The organism is Streptomyces sp. NPDC058246, assembly GCF_042881985.1.
Taxonomy (GTDB): domain Bacteria; phylum Actinomycetota; class Actinomycetes; order Streptomycetales; family Streptomycetaceae; genus Streptomyces.
The window spans coordinates 1-16971 of the sequence record NZ_JBHVWZ010000040.1 but is presented as its reverse complement, the minus strand read 5'-3'; the positions used below and the strand labels follow the sequence as shown (position 1 = coordinate 16971).

Sequence of the window (16971 nt, the reverse complement as noted above, 5' to 3'; positions counted from 1 at the left end):
CACGAGGTCGCGCGATTTCGGCGCAGGGGCGACGCATTGTCGCGCGCATGCCGCCCGGGTCGGCCCCCGTGACCGGTCGGAGATGTCCCCGGAACGCGACCACGGGTAGCGTCCGCTGCATGGACAGCCGTTTGGACAGCCGTTACGACACCCAGGGCGCCGGAATCACCGTGCAGCGGGCGCTTGAGCTGCCCGGGCTGCGCAGCGGGCTGCCGGAGATCCTCGCGGGAGCCGACCGGCTGCAGCGCACCGTGCGCTGGGTGCACGCGGGCGAGGTCCCGAACATCGCCTCGCTGCTGAAGGGCGGCGAGCTGCTGCTGACCACGGGGTACGGACTCGGCACCCGCCCGGCCGAGCAGCGCGCCTTCGTCCGCACCCTGGCCGAACGCGGTATCGCCGCCCTCGTCGTGGAGCTCGGCCCCCGCTTCACCCGGCTGCCCGCGGCGCTGGTGGACACGGCCCGCTCGGCCGGCCTCCCGCTGGTCCAGCTGCACCGCGAAGTGCCTTTCGTGGCGGTCACGGAGGAGATCCACACCGAGATCGTCAACGGCCACTACGCACTGCTCCAGCAGGCCGAGGAGGTGCACAGGCGATGTACCGAGGCGCTCCTCGGCGGCGGCGGTGTGCCCCAGGTCCTCGGCATCCTCGCGGACTTCAGCGGCAATCCCGTCTTCCTCGAGACGGCCGACGGACAGCTCCTGTACGCCGCCGGCGCCGGTTCCGCGGGCGCCGATCCGCTCCAGGTGTGGGAGGGGCTGCGCGGCCAGCACAAGGAGGATCCGCCCGCCGGGACGACCCTCGTGGACGTCCCCGGCGGCGGCCCCGGAACGGGCTCCGTACGGGCCCGGCTGGTCCTGCTGCCCGTCAGCTCCCCCATCGCCCCGGTGCACCGGATCGCCGCCGAGCGGGCCGCGGGCATCCTGGCCGTCGTCCTGATGCAGGCCCGCCAGGAGGAGGAGCTGGCGGCGCGCGGTCGCGGCGACTTCCTCACCGACCTCGCGGAGGGCCGTATCGAGGCCGAGGACGCGCCCGCGCAGGCCCGCGTGCTCGGCTTCAAGCCCGGCGCCGGCCCGCTCCTGCCGGTCGTGATGCGGCTCGCCGACGGCCTGTCCCCCGGGGGCGGCTGGGCTGTCCTGGCCCGCGCGGTCGCGGAGGAACTGGCCTCGGTGGGGGTGCCCGTCCTGCTGGGCGTACGTCCCGTCGAGGGCCGTGTCCCCCTGCTCCTGGGCCTGCGCTCGGAGTCCGAACGCTCGGCCGTGGCGGACCGGGTCGCGGCAGCGCTGCGGGCGGGCGTGGAGCGCGCCGGGATGCAGCGGCCCGGGGCACAGCCCCCGGTGGTGGTGGTCGGCGTCGCGGGCGGCTGGGCGGCGGCCTCGGCGGGCCTGCGGCACGCGGCGGAGACGGCGACGGCGGCGCAGGGCCTGTCGGACCGCCCCTGGTACGACGCCCGCCGCCTGGACATCGACCTGCTCCTGTGGCGGCTGCGCGAGCACCCCGACCTGGCGGCCTTCGTGGACCGGGCGATCGGCCCGCTCCGCGATCACGACAACCGCTCCAAACCACCGCTCCTGCCCACCCTGGAGACCTACCTGGCCCACGCGGGCCGTAAGGCGGAGACGGCCCGCGAACTGCACCTCAACCGGCAGACCCTCTACAACCGCCTGGCCCGGATCGGCGAGTTGCTGGGCACGGACCTGGACGACCCGCAGACGGTACTGGCGTTGAGCCTGGCGCTGCGGGCACGCCGGCACGTGCCCTAGAGGCCTGGCCTGGAGGGGCGGGCCTAGAGGGGTCTGGGTTGCGTCAACTCGTCGTAGATGCTGAGCACTTGGGCGACTGTCTCGTCCTCGGTCGGCCAGGTGGCGGCCTGTCGGACGCCCTTCTCCTTGAGGAGCTCCCGGCGCGCGGGATCACCGAGGAGGCGCGCGACTGCTTCGGCGAGCGCCTCCGGGTCTCCGTACGGGACGAGTTCGGCCGCGTCGCCGACGAGTTCGGGGATGCCGCCGACGGCGGTCGCGACGAGCGGAACGCGCGCGTGCAGGGCCTCCTGCGCGAGCACGGAACGCGACTCCCAACTGCTCGACAGGAGCGCGAGATCGGCGGCCACGAGCAGTTCGGAGACGTCGTCACGCCGCCCGACGAGCCGGACCGGCAGCCCCTCGACCTCGATGCGCCGTTGAAGGACCGTACGCAGCGGCCCCTCGCCTGCGATCACGATGAGCGGCACGGGATCCAGACGACGCCACGCGCGCGCGGCGTCCAGCAGGGTGTCGTAGCCGCGGTGCCGCTCCAGGGAGCCCACCGCCATCAGCAACGGGCGGTCGGCGGCGCCGAGTTCGGCCCGCGCCTTGTGCCCCAGCCGGTCCCGGTCCTCGTACTCGACCGCCGTGCGGGGCGCGGGGAGTGCGACAGCGGCGAGCCGCGCGTCGCGCGCGCCCCTGCTGCGCGCCCGGTCCACGAGATCGGAGGAGGTGCCGAGCACGACGGCGGCGGCCTTGGCCACCCGGCGCTCAAGGAGGCGCAGCAGATGGGCGCGCGCGCCCTCGGCGTGCGAGCGCGTGTGCCAGGTGACGACGAGCGGCACGCGCCGCCCGCTCAGCGCGAGCGCCGCCCTGAGCGCCGCGTGCAGCCCGTGCGCGTGCACGAGGTCGGCGTCCGCGCAGGCTGCCCGCAGCGCGGCCACGGAGGCGGGGTCGCTGCCGCGTGGCACGGGAACGTGCTGCGCGCCCACGCCACTGAACCCGTAGGCGTGATCGACCTCGGCAGGGGCGCACACGGTGACGCGCACGCCCCGGGCGACGAGCCCCGAGGCCAACGACCGCACATGCGCACTGCTGCCCGCACTTCCTCCGCCGAGCACCTGCACGGTGCGCAGCGGCGACTGGCCGTGCGGTGAGTGGCTGCTCACGTGGCTCACGTGGCCGGGGCTCCTGGTTCGGCGTCGGACGGTCACGAAGAAACGTACAGAAGGATCGCGCGGAGGGGGGTCCACCGCACGTCGTGCTCCGCGGGCTCCGCGTACTACGCCAAGGATGCCAGGCCGCACGGGTGTTCCGGCACCGCCACCGAGCGACGATCGCGACGACTCGCCGGGCGCAGTCACTCACATGAGTGAGATGGGGTGAGGGCCCGGATTGCCGCGCCCACAGCCACACCCGCAGCCGCGCCCCCGCTCGTCACGCCGGCCGCCGCGGCTGACGGCCCGGCCGGGGTGCTTTCGGCGTCGTCTCAGGCCGACGCCACTCTCAGTCGGCCCAAGGCGCGTGCCATATCGCTGACCTTGTCCCCGTACGCCGTCGCGGCCACCAGCGTCGCGGCGTGGGCGACGAGTCCGGCGCGGCCGTTGCCCACGGCGATGGCGGTACCCAGAGCGGCGCCGAGGGCGTGGGCTCCGGTGTCGCCGATCATCGCGCGCTCGCCGAGGTCATCGGGGAGCACGGCCGCGGCGGCGCCCATCGCCGCGGCGGTCAGCCGACCCGCGGGGCCGCCGCGCAGCAACCCGGGCGCCCCCAGCGCGAGCACGGCACCGGCGGCCCGCCCGGGCCGCACATCGACGAGGTTGACGAAGTGCGCGGTCCCCGCGATCACGACGCCCGCGAGCAGCTTGTCCAGCGGCCGCTCCTTGAGCATCGCCCCCGCGACCAGCCCCGCCGCCGAGATCCCGAACAACTTGACCGCCCCGCTGGTCACTTCACCGTCCCGCAGCGCGCCCAGGTGCGCCCGGAACCCACGCCGAGAGTCACCCGCGCCCACGACGTCGTCGTACGCGCCGCACGCACCGGCGGCCGCGATCGCGAACCCGGCGGCGGGCCGCACCCGCGCGGCCCCGAGCGCCGCGCCCACGGCCGCCGCGGGCCCCGCGTACAGCTCGACGGTGCGCCCGGTGTAGTTCTTGCGCTCCCAACGGGCTGGGCCGCCGGGCGCCTTGGAGCGCAGGGCGGCGATTCCCGCTCGGGTGACTGCGGCGGCGGTGCCGAATACAACGCTCCGGCCCGAACTCGTGATCATGCGCTCCACCCTAGGGGCCTGCGGAGCAGGCCGGATACGGGGGTCGCGGAGCGACCAAAAGGGCGGGCGGGCGGGAAACCGCCGCGGAGCGGCGGAGACCAGACCGCGGAGCGGTCAAAGCCTCACCGCGGAGCGGTCAAGCCCCACCGCAACGCGATCGAAGAACCCCACCGCGGAGCGGGCGCAAACCCCCACCGCGGAGCGGTGACAGGGCAACCCCGCGAAGCGGTGACAGGGCAACCCCGCGGAGCGGGCGGAACCCTGCCGCGGAGCGGCGGAGAAGTCCCGTCCCGCCGGCGGCTACCCGTCCGCCCGAGCCGTCGCCAACAACTCCTCCGCATGGGCCCGAGCCGTCTCCGAGTCCTCCTGTCCCGCGAGCATGCGGGACAGTTCCCGAATCCGCTCCTCGCCCTCGAGGACCTTCACCCCGGACCGGGTCACCGACCCGTCGTTCGTCTTCTCCACCAGCAACTGCCGGTCGGCGAAGGCGGCCACCTGCGGCAGATGCGTCACGACGACGACCTGCGCGGTCTTCGCGAGCCGCGCCAGCCGCCGCCCGATCTCGACCGCGGCCTTGCCGCCGACACCCGCGTCCACCTCGTCGAAGAGGTACGTCGGCACAGGATCGGTCCCGGCGAAGACGACCTCCACCGCGAGCATCACGCGTGACAGCTCACCGCCCGAGGCCCCCTTGGCGATGGGCCGCGGCGGCGCCCCGGGATGCGGGGCGAGCAGCAGCTCGACCTCGTCGACACCCGCGGGCCCGTACGCGACCGTGCGCCCGCCGACCTCCACACCCTCCGGGTCGTCGGTCTGCCGGAGCTCGAACGACACGCGCGCGTGCGGCATGGCGAGCGAGGCCAGCTCGGCGGTCACGGCGGCGGCGAACCGCTCGGCGGCCTCCGTACGGGCGTCGGTCAACGCCTGTGCCAGCCCGCCCAGTTCGGCCCGCAGGGCGTCCCGTTCGGCGGTCAGCTCGCCGATCCGCTCGTCGTCACCGTCGAGTTCGAGGAGCCGCGCCGCCCCCTGCTCGGCCCACGCCAGCACCGCGTTGACATCCTCGCCGTACTTCCGTGTCAGCTGGGTGAGCGCGGCCCGGCGCTCCTCGACCGCGGCGAGCCGCAGGGGATCGGCGTCGAGGTCGTCGGCGTACCCGGCGAGCTCCCCCGCCACATCGCCCAGCAGGATCCCGATCTCGCCGATCCGGCCGGACAGCCCGGCGAGCGCGGCGTCGTGGGACCGTACGGCCTCCAGGGCCCGGTGCGCGCCCGCGACGAGCGTCGCCGCGTCGATGCCCTCGGGGTCCTCCGGATTGCCCGCGAGCGCGGCGTGCGCGGCCGTGGCGGCGGACGCCAGCGCCTCCGCGTGTCCCAGCCGCTCGGCTTCGGCGGCCAGCTCCTCGTCCTCGCCCGCACGGGGCTCGACCCCCGCGATCTCGTCGAGCCCGAAGCGCAGCATGTCCGCTTCCTGGGCCCGCTCACGCGCGCGCGTGGTGATCTCGTCCAGCTCGGTCGAGATCGCCCGCAGCCTTCGGTAGGCGCCGGCGTACTTGGCGAGCGGCACGGCGACCGCGTCGCCCGCGTACCGGTCGAGGGCCTGCCGCTGCCGGGACAGTTTGAGCAGTCCCTGCTGGTCGGTCTGGCCGTGCACGGCGACGAGCTCGTCGGCGAGCTCGGCGAGTACGCCCACCGGCACGGAACGCCCGCCGAGGTGTGCCCGGGAGCGCCCCTCGGCCGAAACGGTACGGCTGATCAGCAACGCGCCGTCGTCGAGCTCGGCCCCGGCCTCCTCGGCCCGTACGACGGCCGTCCCGCCCGTGGGGACGGTGATCCGCCCCTCCACGACGGCGTTCTTGGCGCCGATCCGCACGAGGGCCGGGTCGGCGCGCCCACCCAGCAGCAGCCCGAGGCTGGTGACCACCATCGTCTTGCCCGCACCGGTCTCACCGGTCACGGCGGTGAAGCCGGGCGACAGCTCGACGACCGCGTCGTCGATGACTCCGAGCGACCGTATCCGCATCTCCTCCAACACGGACACGACCTTACGAGGTCCGGGCCCGGGTGTGCGACGGGCCCTGCCCCGCTGCCGTGAAGGCGCAGGTGACAAGGCCCCACAAAGAGGCTGTTGTCACCCGCGGGAGTGGGCTGCCGTACAAGCCCTCGTACGTCTAGTGCGGCGCCCCGCGCCATCCCGAGACCGGCAGCGCGAACTTGGCCACCAGCCGGTCGGTGAAGGAAGCGTGGTGCAGCCGCGCCAGCCGCACCGGCACCGCACCCCGCCGTACCTCCACCCGCGCCCCCGGCGGCAGCTCCACCGTCCGCCGCCCGTCGCACCACAGCACGCCCGGCGGAATGTGCGGCAGCACTTCCACGGCGAGCACGGAGTCCGGCGAGGTCACCAACGGCTTGGCGAACAGCGCGTGCGCGCTGATCGGCACCATGAGCAGCGCCTCGACCTCCGGCCACACCACGGGGCCGCCCGCGGAGAAGGCGTACGCCGTCGACCCGGTCGGGGTCGCGCAGACGATTCCGTCGCAGCCGAACCCGGTCACGGGCCGCCCGTCGATCTCCAGGACCACCTCGAGCAGCTTCTCGGCGGACACCTTCTGCACGGCCGCCTCGTTCAGCGCCCAGTCGGTGTGCACGATGTCGCCGTTCTGGTGCACGACGACGTCGACGGTCATCCGCTCCTCGACCTCGTACGCCTTGGTGACGACCCGGTCGACGACCTTGTCGAGGTCGTCGCGCTCGGCCTCCGCGAGGAAGCCGACGCGGCCCAGGTTGACGCCGAGCATCGGCACCCCGGACGCACGGGCGAACTCGGCGCCGCGCAGCAGCGTGCCGTCACCGCCGAGCACGATCAGCAGCTCGCAGCCGTCGAGGCACTGCGCAGTCGCCTCCTTGACCAGCTCCACCTCGTCCGGCAGCGGCAGGTCGGCCGCCTCCGCCTCCAGGACCCGTACGCCGATCCCGGAGCGCAGCAGCCCCTGGACGACCAGCTCGGCGCTGCGGATGGCTGCCGGCCGCCCGGTGTGGGCCAGCAGGAAAACAGTACGAGCTCGGGTCTGTGTCAACGCGGCCCCTCCGCCACTGCACGGTCAACGTCGGCCGGGTCGAGTTCGGGTGCCCCGGCACGCAGCCACAGAAAGTACTCGACGTTGCCCGACGGTCCGGGCAACGGGCTTGCGGTCACACCCTGCACTCCGAGCCCCAGTTCCCCGGCCCGCCCGGCCACTGCGCGCACGGCCTCGGCGCGCAGTTCGGGGCTGCGGACGACACCGCCGCTGCCCAGCCGTTCCTTCCCCACCTCGAACTGCGGCTTCACCATCATCACCAGGTCGGCATCCGGCGCCGCGCACCGCACGAGGGCGGGCAGCACCAGTCCGAGCGGGATGAAGGACAGATCCCCGACCACAAGATCCACGGGCTCTCCATCGATCGCCTCCAACGTCAACTCGCGTACGTTCGTACGGTCCTTGACGGTGACGCGTTCATCGCTCTGAAGAGACCAGGCGAGTTGACCGTAGCCGACGTCGACGGCGACGACATGGGCGACGCCCGCGCGCAGCAGTACGTCGGTGAAGCCTCCGGTGGACGCTCCGGCGTCCAGCGCGCGCCGGCCCTCGACCTTCAGCCCCATCGGCACGAAGGCGGCCAGGGCGCCCGCGAGCTTGTGCCCGCCGCGCGACACGTAGTCGGGGTCGCTGTCGTCCTGGGTGACCACGATCGCGGCCGCCGTCTCCACCTGTGTGGCGGACTTGGTCGCGAGGGTCTTGCCGACGGTGACCCGCCCCGCGGCGATCAGCTGGCCGGCATGCTCGCGCGAGCGTGCCAGCTTCCGGCGGACCAGCTCGGCGTCGAGTCGGCGGCGTGCCACTCCTGCCACGTTCGGTTCAGCTCCTCGTGCCATACGTCGATGGGGGCGCCGGAGGTCCCGGGCGGGCGTCGAGCGCGGTGAGCGCGTCGCGCAGCCCCCGGTGTACATCCTCGTACACCTCGACGTGTCCGTCCGTGGCGAGGTGGTCGGCGTCGGCCAGCCGGTCGAGCTGGGCGTCGACGTCGGCGTTGCCGGTGGGGGTGCGGTCCACGTTCAGCGGCGCCGGAACGGCGGGATCGTACGCGAGTTCGAGGCCGAGTCCCGCGTCCGCCGCACCGCCCGACTCACCCGACTCACCGCCCGGCCCGCCCGAGCCACCCGACTCACCGCCCGGCCCGCCCGACTCACGGCCCGGCCCGCCCGACTCGCCCGGCTCATCGTCGGGCTCGGGTCCGACCGCGAGTTCCGCGCCCGCCTCGGAGGCGAACCGGTCCTCCGGTCCCCTCACATCCCGCCGGACCTCACTCTTGGGCCATGAGTCGCTCATGCCCCGACGCTACCGCGAAGCGCTGGGGTACCGTCGATCACGATGGCGACGATTGAGGAGTGCCGCACCGCACTCGACAAGCTCTCGGACAACCTGGCGGGCGCCGAAGGGGACGTACGCAGCGCTGCGGCCCTGGACCGCTCGCTGAGCTGCCGTATCACCGACCTGGACGTCACCTTCGTGGGCCGTCTCAAGGACGGCCGGATCGAGGTGCTCGACACGCTCCAGGGCCCGCCCCGCGAGAAGGCCGCGATCCGGCTCACCATGAACGGCGACGACCTGGTCTCGATGGTGAACGGCGAGCTGAACTTCGCAAAGGCCTGGGGCTCGGGCCGGGTGAAGCTGGAGGCGGGCCTGCGCGACCTGTTCCGCCTCAGGAGTCTCCTGTAGCCGCTGCCGCGACCGCACGCGCCTTGCGCGCCGCCGGGACCACCAGCGGCGTCCCCGTCTCCGGGTCGTCGATGACCTGGCAGCGCAGCCCGAAGACCCGCTCGACCAGCTCGGCCGTGACGATGTCGTTCGGGGCGCCCTCGGCGACGACCTCGCCGTCGCGCAATGCGATCAGGTGGGTGGCGTACCGGGCCGCGTGGTTGAGGTCGTGCAATACGGCGACCAGCGTGCGCCCCTGCTCCTCGTGGAGCTCGGCGCACAGGTCGAGCACGTCGATCTGGTGCTGGATGTCCAGATAGGTCGTCGGCTCGTCCAGGAGCAGCAGCGGCGTCTGCTGGGCGAGGGCCATCGCGATCCACACGCGCTGCCGCTGGCCGCCCGACAATTCGTCGACATAGCGATCGGCGAGTTCGGCGACCCCGGTCGAGGCCATCGACTCCTGCACGACCCGCTCGTCCTCCGTCGACCACTGGCGCAGCAGCCCCTGGTGCGGGTAGCGGCCCCGGCCGACCAGGTCGCCGACCGTGATCCCGTCCGGCGCGATCGACGACTGCGGCAGCAGCCCCAGCGTCCTGGCCACCTTCTTCGCGGGCATGGACTGGATGACCTGCCCGTCGAGCAGCACCCGGCCCTCGGACGGCTTCAGCATCCGCGACAGGGCGCGCAGCAGCGTGGACTTGCCGCAGGCGTTCGGGCCGACGATCACGGTGAAGGAGTTGTCGGGGATCTCCACCGACAGCTTCCGCGCGATGACGCGCTGGTCGTAGCCAAGGGTGACGTTGTCGGCGGACAGGCGGTTCACAGTCGTAGCACTCCTCTTGGTGTTCACTTCCGGCCTGCCTGGCGGTGGTCGAATCGGTGGTCGAATCCGTCGGCCTTGTCGGGTTCAAATCCGGCCCGCCTTGCGCTCGGTGACAAGGAGCCACAGCAGATAGACCCCGCCCAGGACACCGGTCACGACGCCGACGGGCAGCTGGTCGGCCCCGAAGGCCCGCTGCGAGGCCCAGTCCGCGACGATCAGCAGGGTCGCGCCCATGCACATCGACGCCATCAGGTTCGGCCCGGGCGAGCGGGTCAGCCGCCGGGCGAGCTGCGGCGCGGTGAGCGCCACGAAGCCGACCGGCCCCGCGGCGGCGGTGGCGCCCGCGGTCAGCAGTACGGCGGACAGCATCAGCAGCAGTCGTACGCGCTCGACGCGCACGCCCAGGGCGTACGAGACGTCGTCGCCCATCTCCATCATGCGCAGCCCCCGGGCGTTGCCCAGGACGAGCGGCACGATGACGGCGCACATGATGAGCAGCGGCCAGACCTGCGCCCAGTCACGGCCGTTGAGCGAGCCGGTCATCCAGACGACCGCGCGGGCCGCGTCGACGATGTCGGCCTTGGTGAGCAGATAGCCGTTGACCGCCGTGACGATCGCCGACACGCCGATACCGACCAGAACCAGTCGATAGCCGTGCACGCCCTGCTTCCAGGCGAGCAGATACATGGCGAGTCCGGTCACCAGTCCACCGACGAGCGCCCCGAGGGCGACCTGGGTGGCGCTCCCTGAGAAGAGCACGATCATGACGAGCGCGCCCGCGGTCGACCCCTGCCCGAGGCCGAGGACGTCCGGACTGCCGAGCGGATTGCGGGAGATGGACTGGAACAGCGCCCCGCCGAGCCCGAGCGAGGCCCCCACCAGAAGGCCGACGAGCACCCGCGGCAGCCGCAGCTCGTCGACGATGAACTCCTGGCCCGCGTCCCCCTGGCCGACCAGCGTCTTGAGGACGTCGACGGCCGGGATCGGGAAGTCGCCCGTGCCGATGAGCACCACACTCGCGGCGAGCGCCGCCACCAGCAGCAGTACGACGACCGTGAACGCCCGGGCCTCGAGCCGGACCGACAGTCCGCCGGGCGTCCGAAGGGCACGGGGACGTGTGGCCGGCGTGGCCGGCGTGGCCGGCGTGGTCTGTACGGCCGGTGAGGCTGAGGTGTCCGGTGTGGCTGAGGCGTCGGATGTGGCTGAGGCGTCTGATGTGGCTGGAGTGTCCGGTGTGGTCGGTGTGGTCGTCACAGCTGCGCCGTCCTCCGCCGTCGTACGAGAAAGATGAAGACCGGGCCGCCGAGGACCGCGGTGACGATGCCGACCTGAAGCTCCGCGGGCCGCGCGACCAGCCGGCCGACCACATCGGCGCCGAGGAGCAGCACCGGCGAGAGCACGGTGGCGTACGGCAGGATCCAGCGCAGGTCGGGCCCGGTGAAGGACCGCACGACGTGCGGAACCATCAGCCCGACGAACACGATCGGCCCGCAGGCGGCCGTCGCGGCGCCGCACAGCACGGTTGCGGCGGCCATGGACAGCGCGCGGGTCCGGTTCAGGTCGGCGCCGAGCGCGCGGGCGGTGTCGTCTCCCATGGCCATGGCGTTCAGCGGCCGGGCGAGGGCCAGCGCGACGACCGTGCCGACCACCAGGAACGGCAGCACCTGCTTGATGGTCGTGTCGGTGGCGGAGGCCAGCGAACCGACCGTCCAGAAGCGCATCTTTCCGAGCGCCGCGTCATCCGTGATCATCACGGCCTGGAGATAGCCGTACAGCGCGGCGCTGATCGCGGTGCCCGCGAGCGCGAGCCGGACCGGGGTCGCCCCCCGGCTGCCGCCCAGGAACCACACCAGCGCCCCGACCGCGGCCGCGCCGAGGAACGCGAACCACACATAGCCGCTCAGACTCGTGACGCCGAAATACGTGATGGCGGTGACGACCGCGGCGGACGCGCCCGCGTTGATCCCGAGCAGCCCGGGGTCGGCCAGCGGATTGCGGGTGAGCGCCTGGAGGACGGCACCGGAGAGCCCGAGCGCGGCGCCGACCAGCAGCCCGAGGACGGTGCGCGAGATCCGGTCGCCGACCACGACGTCGGCGTATGTCCCCGTGTCGTGGAACAGGCCGTGCCAGACCTGGTCCAGCGGCAGCGCTTTCGCACCGACCGCGATGCTCGCCAGTGCGACGAGGACCAGGACGCCTGCGGACGCGAGGAGCCCAAAGGCACGTATCGCCCGGCGGGTTGGGGGCGCGGGGGCGGTCTCCGCGCGCTGTTCGGGGGGACTGTCGACCAACACGCAGTTAGGTTAGCCTACCCTCGCTCACGCATCGATCCCGGGTGACTACTCAGGCCTACCAGCGCTGCGGCCGACCGGCACTCAAGCCCGCTGACCCTCAGGCCCGCTGGCCCCTGCCCCTCCCCCTGCCCCCGCCCCTGCCCCTGCCCCTGCCCCTGTTGACCGTCACCGCTGACAGGCCCACACGCCCGCCGACCGCCGACTGCCGACTGCCGACTGCCGACTACCCTCAAAGCCCCAGCCGCGCCAGCGCCTTCCCCCCGTCCAGCTCACAGCTGCCCTCGCCCGCCGCGGTCCACGCCGCCGCGCACAGCGCCCGCAGCCCGTCGAGAGCCTCGCCGTCGCCCTCCAGCTCAAGCCTCCCCCAGGCTCTCGGCGTCGCCGTCCAGCCGCCGCAGCGGAACCCGTCGCCCGCCTCGACGACATCCGGCTGCCCGGTGAGCAGACCGCGCAGATCCGCGTCCACGAATGTCGGCCGGTGCTGCGGCGGGGCGGCCAGGAGCTGCGGACCGTCCGTCACGCCGGTGAGCACGAGCAGCGAGTCCACCTCGCCGTTGAACGCGCCCTCGATGTCCGTGTCCAACCGGTCGCCGACCACCAGAGGTCGCTTCGCGCCCGTCCGCAGGATCGTCTCCCGGTGCATCGGGGGCAGCGGCTTGCCCGCCACCTGTGGCTCGGCGCCCGTGGCGATCCGGACGACCTCCACCGCCGCGCCGTTGCCCGGCGCGATCCCGCGCCCGCTCGGGATCGTCAGGTCGGTGTTGGAAGCGAACCACGGCACCCCGCGTGCGATCGCGTAGCACGCCTCCGCGAAGCGCGACCAGCGGAGATCGGGACCGCCGTACCCCTGCACGACCGCCGCCGGATCGTCGTCCGCCGACTCCACGGGCTCGAGCCCGCGCTCGCGCAGCGCGACCCGCAGCCCCTCACCACCGACGACCAGCACACGCGCGCCGGCGGGCACCTGCTCGCTGATGAGCCGGGCCACGGCCTGCGCCGAGGTGATGACGTCCGACGCCTGTGCCGGTATGCCCAGCTCCGTGAGGTGCTCGGCCACCGCGTCCGGTGTCCGCAGCGCGTTGTTCGTGACATACGCGAGGTGCATCCCGCCCGACCGGGCGGTGCCGAGGGACTCCACGGCGTGCGCGATGGCGCTCCCGCCCGCGTACACCACACCGTCCAGATCGAGCAGCGCCGTGTCGTACGCCTCGTTCAGGGTCCGGCCACTACCCTCGGGACGCGTCCTGACGGTCTGGCTCATTACACATCGCTCCTCGTTCGATCCCATTCCCCCGATCATCGCGCATGCCACTGACACACTTACGATGCCTCAATGAACTATGCAGGTCCCGCGGAGGAGACACCGGCGCGCAGCGGCCTCGAACTGACCCCGTTCCGGGGCCTGCGCTACGACCCCGACCGTGTCGGCAGCCTGGCCGCCGTGACATCTCCGCCGTACGACGTCATCGTTCGGCCGGACGGCCTGCTCGAGCTCGAATCCGCCGACCCGCACAACATCGTCCGGTTGATCCTGCCCCAGGACGGCACTCCCACCGCCCGCAACCGGCAGGCGGCCGACACCCTGCGCCGCTGGCTGTCGGAAGGCGTCCTGACGACCGACCCCGAGCCCGGTCTGTACGTCTACGAGCAGCGCGACGGCGACCTGCTGCAACGCGGCATCATCGGCGCCCTGCGCCTCTCGGAGCCGGCGGACTGCGTCGTCCTCCCCCACGAGGACGTGATGCCGCACGTCATCGCCGACCGCGCGGCCCTGATGCGCGCCACCTCCGCCAATCTCGAACCCCTGCTGCTGACCTACCGCGGCAACGGTTCCCGGGTCGGTACGGCCGCCGTCATCGAGCGGACCGCTGAGCGCCCGCCGCTGTTGTCGACCACTACGGAGGACGGCTTCAACCACCGTCTGTGGGCGGTCACCGATTCGGCCGAACTGGCCGAGATCCAGGCAGATCTCCAGCACCACCAGGCACTCATCGCCGACGGCCACCACCGCTGGGCGACGTATCTGCGTCTACGCGCGGAGCACCCGTCCCCCAGCCCCTGGGACTTCGGTCTGGTCCTGCTGGTGGACACCGCGCGCTATCCGCTCCGGGTCCGGGCGATCCACCGCCTGCTGCACCGCCTGCCGGTCGCCGACGCACTGGCCGCCCTCGGGGACTCCTTCCGTGTCCGACGCCTCGAGGTCCCTCTTTCGGAGGCATTGGAGGCCCTCTCCGTAGCGGCCGCCGACGGAAACGCCTTCCTCCTTGCCGGCGACGGCGCGTTCCACCTGGTCGACCGCCCGGACCCGCACGTCCTGGCCCGTACGATCCCGGCCGGCCATCCCGAGGCCTGGCGCACCCTGGACGCGACGGTCCTGCACGCGACGCTCCTCGACCACGTCTGGGGCATCCCGGAGGACTCGCCCGAGCACATCGCGTACATCCACGACACGACCGCCACGGTCGAGAAGGCGGAGCGCGACGGCGGTACGGCCGTCCTGATGCACCCGGTCCGCGAGGAGGTCGTACGCGACCTCGCCCGCCAGGGCGTCACGATGCCCCGCAAGTCGACGTCGTTCGGCCCGAAGCCGGCGTCGGGTCTGGTACTGCGGGCACTCGCGCTCTGAAACGCGGAAGGGCGGAACCCCACCGGGGTCCCGCCCTTCCGCGTGCTTCTACGCCTGAGTGACGTCAGGTCCGGGGGCTGTCCTCGGAGTCACCCTTGTCGTCGGGGTCGTCGTCGAAGTCGTCCTCGACCTCGTCGTCGTCGTCCTCGTCCTCGTCCTCGTCCTCGTCCTCATAGTCGTCGACCGGTGCCGGGGCGGCCTTGGAGGCCTCGGCGGCATCCGCCCCGCGACCGTCGGTCGTGTTCTCGACCTCGTGCTCGACCCCGTGCTCGTCGAGCGCGTCGACGAACTCGACGCCGTCCATCTCGGCAAGCCGGTCGGAGGCGTCCGTGCTGCCGTCCTTGTCGGACTCCACGGCCTTCGCGAACCACTCCCGTGCCTCGCCCTCACGGCCGACGGCGAGGAGGGCGTCGGCGTACGCGTAGCGCAGCCGCGCGGTCCAGGGCTGTACGGAGTTCGAAGCGAGCTCCGGGCTCTGGAGAGTCACGATGGCGGCATCCAGCTGCCCCATGTCCCGCCGCGCACCGGCTGCCACGAGCCGCATCTCGACCTGACCGGCCTTGTCCAGCTTCTGCACCTCGGGCGCACCGGCCATGTCCAGCGCCTTCTCGGGCCGGCCCAGACCGCGCTCGCAGTCCGCCATGACGGGCCACAGCTCCACGCCGCCGGTCATCCGGCGCGCGGCCCGGAACTCGGCGAGCGCCTCGCTGTACTTCTGGTTCGCGTACGCGGCGAACCCGGCCGCCTCACGTACGGCGGCGACCCGCGACGCCAGACGCAGCGCGATCCGCGAGTAGGCGTACGCGCCCTCGGGGTCCTCGTCGATGAGCCGGGCGACCATCACCAGGTTCCGGGAGACATCCTCGGCAAGCCCCTTGGGCAGGCTCTGGAGCTCCTGCCGTACGTCCTTGTCGATCTCCTCGCCCGTGACGTCGTCCGGGATCGGCAGCCGCTTGATCGGCTCGCGGTCGCGGTCCCGCTCATCGCGGAAACGCCCGCCACCGTGCCGGTCGTCGCCCCTACGGTCGTCGCGGCCACGGAAGCCGCCGGGGCGTCCGCCCCGGTCGTCGCGGCGCGGACCACCGCGTCCCCGGTCGTCGCGGCCGCGGAAACCGCCACCGCGACTGTCGTCACGGCGATCATCACGCCGGTCGTCACGGCGGGGGGCCGGACGGTCATCGCGACGGGGGGCAGGTCGGTCATCGCGACGGAAGTCGCTGCGGTCGTCGCGACGGAACCCGCCGCCGGTACCGCGGTCGCCGCCCCGGTCGCCGCTGTCACGACGATCGTCACGACGGAAACCACCACGGTCATCGCCCCGACGATCGTCACGCCGGTCATCACGGCGGTCATCACGGCGGAAGTCGCTGCGGTCGTTGCGACGGAACCCGCCGCCGGCACCGCGGTCGCCGCCCCGGTCACCGCTGTCACGACGGTCATCGCGGCGGAAACCACCACGGTCGTCGTCGCGACGCGGGCCGCCCGTGGGGCGATCGTCACGGCGGAAGGGCGGACGGTCCCCATCCCGGCGGAATCCACGGTCATCGCCTCGGCGGTCATCACGCCGGTCGTCACGGCGGTCATCACGGCGGAAGTCGCTGCGGTCGTCGCGACGGAACCCGCCGCCGGTACCGCGGTCACCGCCCCGGTCACCGCTGTCACGACGGTCATCGCGACGGAAACCACCACGGTCATCGCCCCGACGATCGTCACGGCGGTCATCACGGCGGTCGTCCCGGCGAAAACCGCCGGCACCCCGGTTGTCGTCCCGACGGAAGCCACCGCGATCGCCACTCCGGTCGCCGCTGTCACGACGATCGTCACGACGGAAACCACCACGGTCATCGCTTCGACGATCGCCACGGTCGTCGCGGCGGAAGGCGGGACGGTCGCCGTCCCGGCGGAAGCCACCCCGGTCACGGTCGTCGCGACGCGGCCCGTCGTCACGACGCGGCCCACTGGGGCGTTCATCGCGTCGGAACGGCGGCCGGCTGCCGCGATCGCCCTCGCGCCGGTCGTCACGGCCACGGAAACCACCGCCGCGGCTGTCATCACGTCGGCTGTCGTCACGACGGAAACCACCTCGGTCACCGCCACGGTCACCACTGCGGTCACCGTCACGGCGGTCGTCGCGTCGGCCGGCGTAGCCGCCACGATCGGATCCGCCCCGGTCGTTGTCCCGGCGCGGGCCCCCGCGGTAGCCGCCGCGGTCACCACTGTCCCGGCGCCGCTGGTCGCGCTCCGGTCGATCGTCGGGAGAGTTGGTGGACATGGGTGACTCCTGTCTTCGGTACCGCAAGTCATTCTCGCGCAGCCGGGTACCCGGCGCGCTTCGGAAAAACAAAAAAGGACCTCTGGCCCCAGCGAGTCGCTGGGACCAGAGGTCCTCAAAGATTGTTCGGCGGCGTCCTACTCTCCCACAGGGTCCCCCCTGCAGTACCATCGGCGCTGTAAGGCTTAGCTTCCGGGTTCGGAATGTAACCGGGCG

Annotated in this window: 14 protein-coding genes, 1 rRNA gene and 1 pseudogene; 3 read left to right on the top strand and 13 right to left on the bottom strand. The window is 72.9% G+C overall.

Going from position 1 to position 16971, the window contains the following annotated elements:
- Positions 1-119: 119 nt before the first annotated feature.
- Positions 120-1760: a PucR family transcriptional regulator gene (locus ACFVXA_RS36215; protein ID WP_362030902.1), complete on the top strand. Its 1641-nt coding sequence runs from the start codon at positions 120-122 to the stop codon at positions 1758-1760.
- Between the two features lie 23 nt (positions 1761-1783).
- On the opposite strand, the gene ACFVXA_RS36210 is transcribed toward ACFVXA_RS36215, so the two are convergent.
- The 6 genes from ACFVXA_RS36210 to ACFVXA_RS36185 form a co-directional block, all read right to left on the bottom strand.
- Positions 1784-2917 carry a glycosyltransferase family 4 protein gene (locus ACFVXA_RS36210; RefSeq protein ID WP_383910937.1) on the bottom strand — a complete coding sequence of 378 codons (1134 nt, stop codon included), beginning with the start codon at positions 2915-2917 and terminating at the stop codon, positions 1784-1786.
- Between the two features lie 311 nt (positions 2918-3228).
- On the bottom strand, positions 3229-4008 hold the full coding sequence (locus ACFVXA_RS36205; RefSeq protein WP_390028336.1) for a hypothetical protein: 780 nt from the start codon (positions 4006-4008) through the stop codon (positions 3229-3231).
- Positions 4009-4308: 300 nt separating this feature from the next.
- Positions 4309-6039 carry a DNA repair protein RecN gene (gene recN / locus ACFVXA_RS36200; protein WP_362034201.1) on the bottom strand — a complete coding sequence of 577 codons (1731 nt, stop codon included), beginning with the start codon at positions 6037-6039 and terminating at the stop codon, positions 4309-4311.
- Positions 6040-6175: 136 nt separating this feature from the next.
- A complete protein-coding gene (locus tag ACFVXA_RS36195; protein ID WP_362034198.1) occupies positions 6176-7081 on the bottom strand; it encodes an NAD kinase in 906 nt (301 codons plus the stop codon).
- Positions 7078-7893 carry a TlyA family RNA methyltransferase gene (locus ACFVXA_RS36190; RefSeq protein WP_362034194.1) on the bottom strand — a complete coding sequence of 272 codons (816 nt, stop codon included), beginning with the start codon at positions 7891-7893 and terminating at the stop codon, positions 7078-7080. Before ACFVXA_RS36190 ends, ACFVXA_RS36195 begins: the two co-directional genes overlap by 4 nt.
- A gap of 7 nt (positions 7894-7900) precedes the next feature.
- A complete protein-coding gene (locus ACFVXA_RS36185) occupies positions 7901-8332 on the bottom strand; it encodes a hypothetical protein (RefSeq protein ID WP_389472284.1) in 432 nt (143 codons plus the stop codon).
- Positions 8333-8413: 81 nt separating this feature from the next.
- Between ACFVXA_RS36185 and ACFVXA_RS36180 the strand changes: the two genes are divergently transcribed.
- On the top strand, positions 8414-8761 hold the full coding sequence (locus tag ACFVXA_RS36180) for an SCP2 sterol-binding domain-containing protein (RefSeq protein WP_383747211.1): 348 nt from the start codon (positions 8414-8416) through the stop codon (positions 8759-8761).
- Here ACFVXA_RS36180 and ACFVXA_RS36175 read toward each other — a convergent pair.
- The 4 genes from ACFVXA_RS36175 to ACFVXA_RS36160 all read right to left on the bottom strand — a co-directional run bounded on the left by ACFVXA_RS36175 (position 8745) and on the right by ACFVXA_RS36160 (position 13118).
- Positions 8745-9617 (bottom strand): ABC transporter ATP-binding protein, encoded by an 873-nt coding sequence (locus tag ACFVXA_RS36175; protein ID WP_384025346.1) that lies wholly within the window; start codon positions 9615-9617, stop codon positions 8745-8747. The genes ACFVXA_RS36180 and ACFVXA_RS36175 overlap by 17 nt on opposite strands.
- Positions 9618-9647: 30 nt before the next feature.
- On the bottom strand, positions 9648-10649 hold the full coding sequence (locus tag ACFVXA_RS36170; RefSeq protein WP_390028348.1) for a FecCD family ABC transporter permease: 1002 nt from the start codon (positions 10647-10649) through the stop codon (positions 9648-9650).
- A gap of 164 nt (positions 10650-10813) precedes the next feature.
- Positions 10814-11857, bottom strand: coding sequence for an iron chelate uptake ABC transporter family permease subunit (locus tag ACFVXA_RS36165; protein WP_362034181.1), 1044 nt, complete (start codon positions 11855-11857; stop codon positions 10814-10816).
- Between the two features lie 229 nt (positions 11858-12086).
- On the bottom strand, positions 12087-13118 hold the full coding sequence (locus ACFVXA_RS36160) for an HAD hydrolase-like protein (protein WP_383747217.1): 1032 nt from the start codon (positions 13116-13118) through the stop codon (positions 12087-12089).
- A gap of 72 nt (positions 13119-13190) precedes the next feature.
- On the opposite strand from ACFVXA_RS36160, the gene ACFVXA_RS36155 reads away from it, so the two are divergent.
- A complete protein-coding gene (locus tag ACFVXA_RS36155; protein WP_362034176.1) occupies positions 13191-14483 on the top strand; it encodes a DUF1015 domain-containing protein in 1293 nt (430 codons plus the stop codon).
- A gap of 64 nt (positions 14484-14547) precedes the next feature.
- Here the strand turns inward: ACFVXA_RS36155 and ACFVXA_RS36150 are convergent, their stop codons facing one another.
- The 3 genes and pseudogenes from ACFVXA_RS36150 to rrf all read right to left on the bottom strand — a co-directional run.
- The gene (locus ACFVXA_RS36150) at positions 14548-15432 is read right to left on the bottom strand and encodes a hypothetical protein (RefSeq protein ID WP_390028347.1); all 885 of its coding nucleotides are present in this window, start codon (positions 15430-15432) and stop codon (positions 14548-14550) included.
- Between the two features lie 135 nt (positions 15433-15567).
- Positions 15568-16755: pseudogene (locus ACFVXA_RS36145) on the bottom strand (hypothetical protein); the annotation flags it as partial.
- A gap of 124 nt (positions 16756-16879) precedes the next feature.
- Positions 16880-16971, bottom strand: a 5S ribosomal RNA gene (rrf, locus tag ACFVXA_RS36140); the annotation flags it as partial.